Source organism: Streptomyces katrae (genome assembly GCF_000966975.1).
Classification (GTDB): Bacteria; Actinomycetota; Actinomycetes; order Streptomycetales; family Streptomycetaceae; genus Streptomyces; species Streptomyces katrae.
This window is the reverse complement of the sequence record NZ_JZWV01000393.1, coordinates 1-3,012: the sequence shown is the minus strand read 5'-3', so window position 1 is coordinate 3,012 and position 3,012 is coordinate 1. Positions and strand designations below refer to the sequence as shown.

Sequence of the window (3,012 nt, the reverse complement as noted above, 5' to 3'; positions counted from 1 at the left end):
CGAGGTGCCGGCCGACTGCCCCGTCGAGCCGGGGCCGGCCAGTCTGCTGGTCCACCGGCACGACGAACTGCTCAACCACATGTACAACGCGCTCGTGCGCGGCGACTTGCGGCGCACCGACGCGGGATGGCTCCTGGAGCCCTCCACCGTCATCGAGCCCATGGGGTCGGGCCGCGCGAGCGACGCCCTGCGGGTCCTGAGCCGGACGAAGCGGTCCACCGACCGCTACCTCCGACGCCGCGGCCTGCGCCGCCCCAAGGTGCAGTGGGACCGGTTCCGCGCCCTCGCGGAGCCGGAGCCGCCGACGGACGGGAGCTGAGGGTGCCGAGCCGGCGACCCGCCCGGAAGGAGCCTGCGTGCGCAGCCTGTTGAGCCGTCTCGCCACCGTCCTCGCCCGCTCCCGGCGTCCCCCCGCCCGCCCCGTGCTCGCGGAGCCCGGCGGGCGCGCACCGCTCTCGTCGGTGATGCGGGCACCGCACCACTGACGAGGGCCCGTCTACGATGTCCTTGTCATGATCACACTGAAGGTGCTCGGTCCTTTCCGGGCCGAGGTCGACGGCCGTCCGGTCGACACACGGGGCCGGCTCGCGCGGATGGTCCTGGTCCAGCTGCTGGTCGCCCGCGGGTCCGTCGTGCCCACGGAGCGCGTCATCGAGCGGCTGTGGCCGACGCGCGTCCCGCCGAGCGCGCAGGCGTCGCTCCACGCCTACGTCGCACGCCTGCGGCGCGCCCTCGAACCGGAACGGCCGCCCCGCACCCCGGCGCGGATCCTGGTCAGCGCGCCCTACGGCTACGCCCTCGCCGTGGAGCGGGACGCTGTCGACGCCTGGGTGTTCGAGGACCAGGTGGCCGCCGGCTCGGCTGCGGGCCTGCCCGCCCACCTGGCCGCCGAGGGCCTGACCCGGGCGCTCGCCGGCTGGGGCGGGCAGCCGTACGCCGAGTTCGCCGACGAGCCGTGGACCGCCGGGGAGCGCACCCGCCTGGAGGAGATACGTCGCAGCGCGCGCGAGCGGCTCGCCGCGGCACAGCTGCGCTGCGGACAGACCGCGCAGGTACTCGCCGACGCGAGGGCACTGACCAGGGAACAACCGCTCCACGAGGAGGGCTGGCGGCTGCTGGCCCTGGCGCTGTGGGCCCACGACCGCCAGGGTGACGCCCTGGCGGCGCTGCGGCAGGCCCGGCGCCTCCTCGGCGAGGAACTCGGTGTCGAACCCGGCCCCGCCCTGCTGGAGCTGGAACAGGCACTGCTGCACCAGCGGTTCGACCTGCTCCACCGCGAGACCGGCGGATCCGGCATCTCCGGCATCTCCGGCGCCGCCGGTGACCCCGGCGCACCCGCCGCGCCCGGCGTACCCGACGCCCGGCCGCAGGCGGCCCCCCTCGCCTTGGCGACGGCGGCCACACCGGCCGCAGCCGTCGGGCACGGCGCACCGACCGCGGTCGCCCGGCAGACAACGCCCGCCACCCCGACGGTGCTCACCGCCGACCGTCTCCTGGGCCGCGACGAGGAGCTCGCCCGGCTCGCCGCCGCCGCGGACCGGGCCCGCGACGGCCGGGCACAGGTGGTCCTGGTCTCCGGAGAGGCCGGCATCGGCAAATCGAGCCTCCTGGAGGCAACTCTCCGCCAATTGCCCCCACAGGGCTGGCTGTCCGCCTTCGGGCAGTGCCCCGAGACCGAGGGCGCCCCGCCCGGCCGGGCCTGGTTCGACATGCTGCCGGACCTCGCGCAGGCAGCCCCTCCCGGCCCGTACGCCGAGGAGCTCGCCCCCCTCCTGGCCCCCGGTACCGAGACCGGCCCCGCGCAGCCGGACGGCAGCCCCGCCCGCCGCTTCCGGCTCCACAAGGCGCTGCTCGGCTGGCTCCGTGAGACGGCCACGCGGCAGCCTCTGGCCGTCTTCCTGGACGACCTGCACCGGGGCGACCAGGAGAGTGTCGAGCTGTTCCTGCTGCAGGTCCTGCTCTGTGCCGAACAACTGCGTGACGTACCGCTGCTCCTGGTGGGCTCGTACCGCACCGGCGAGGGCGACCTGACCACGGCACTGGCCCGCCTCGCAGCCCACCCGCCCGTACGGCTGGCACTCGCCGGACTGTCCGACACCCAGGCGAAGGCCCTGCTGCGGCGCACGGCGACCGGCATGAGCGACCGGGCCGCGGCGACCCTGGCCGAACGGGCCGGCGGAAACCCCTTCTACCTGCGCGAGAGTTCCCTCCTGCTGGCCGGAGAAGGCGAGGACAAGGCACTGGCCAGCATTCCGCAGGGCGTCCAGGACGTGCTGCGGCGAAGGCTGGCTCTGCTCGCGCCGACGGTCACCGCCGGACTGCGCCTGGCGGCCGTCGCCGGACGCGAGGCCCCGGTCGCCCTCCTCGTCCACGCCGCGGACCAGGACCCAGATCAGCTCCTCGACGCCCTGGACGCGGGCATCACGGCGGGCCTGCTCACCGAACCGCGCCCGGGCACGGTCCGCTTCAGCCACGCCCTCGTACGCGACGCCCTCGAAGCCGACCTCACCCGCCTGCGGCTGGCCCGTATGCACTCACGGCTCGGCCGCAGCCTGATCGCCCTCGGCTCCGACGACGTCGCCGCCACGGCCCACCACCTCCTGCGGGCGGCATCGGTCGTGACCGCCGACGCCGGGCCGGCGGTCCACCACGCCCGGCTCGCGGGCGAGCAGGCCGTACGCCGCTACGCACCGCAGAACGCCGAGACCCTCCTCGGCGAGGCCCTGCGCCTGCTGACCGACCACCCGGCCGCCTTCGCCGGCCAGGACGCCGCACTGCTGCGCGTCCTGCTGCTCGGCCGGCTGGTCGACTGCCGGATCCGGATGGGTGCCGTCGTGCCCGCCCGCGAAGCACAGCTGCAAGCCGTACGGGTCGCCCGGGCCGAAGGACGGCCCGACCTGCTGACCGCGGCCTACACGACCTGGACCGAACCGACCCCCTGGCGCGTCCGCGCGTACGCGGATTCCGACCCCGAGGCCGTCGCGGAACTCGGCGGGCTGCTGGAGCTGCCGG

2 protein-coding genes and 1 pseudogene are annotated in these 3,012 nt (G+C 75.8%); all 3 read left to right on the top strand.

Features of this window, described 5'->3' with window-relative positions:
• Nucleotides 1-319 (top strand): annotated as a pseudogene (locus VR44_RS15220) (pyridoxamine 5'-phosphate oxidase family protein); the annotation flags it as partial.
• 37 nt (nt 320-356) lie between these two features.
• Entirely contained in the window at nt 357-485 is a 129-nt protein-coding gene (locus VR44_RS48410) for a hypothetical protein (RefSeq protein WP_281187142.1), read from the top strand.
• A 27-nt stretch (nt 486-512) separates the two neighbouring features.
• The coding region (locus VR44_RS15215; RefSeq protein ID WP_052713614.1) for an ATP-binding protein at nt 513-3,012 on the top strand (2,500 nt) is incomplete at its 3' end.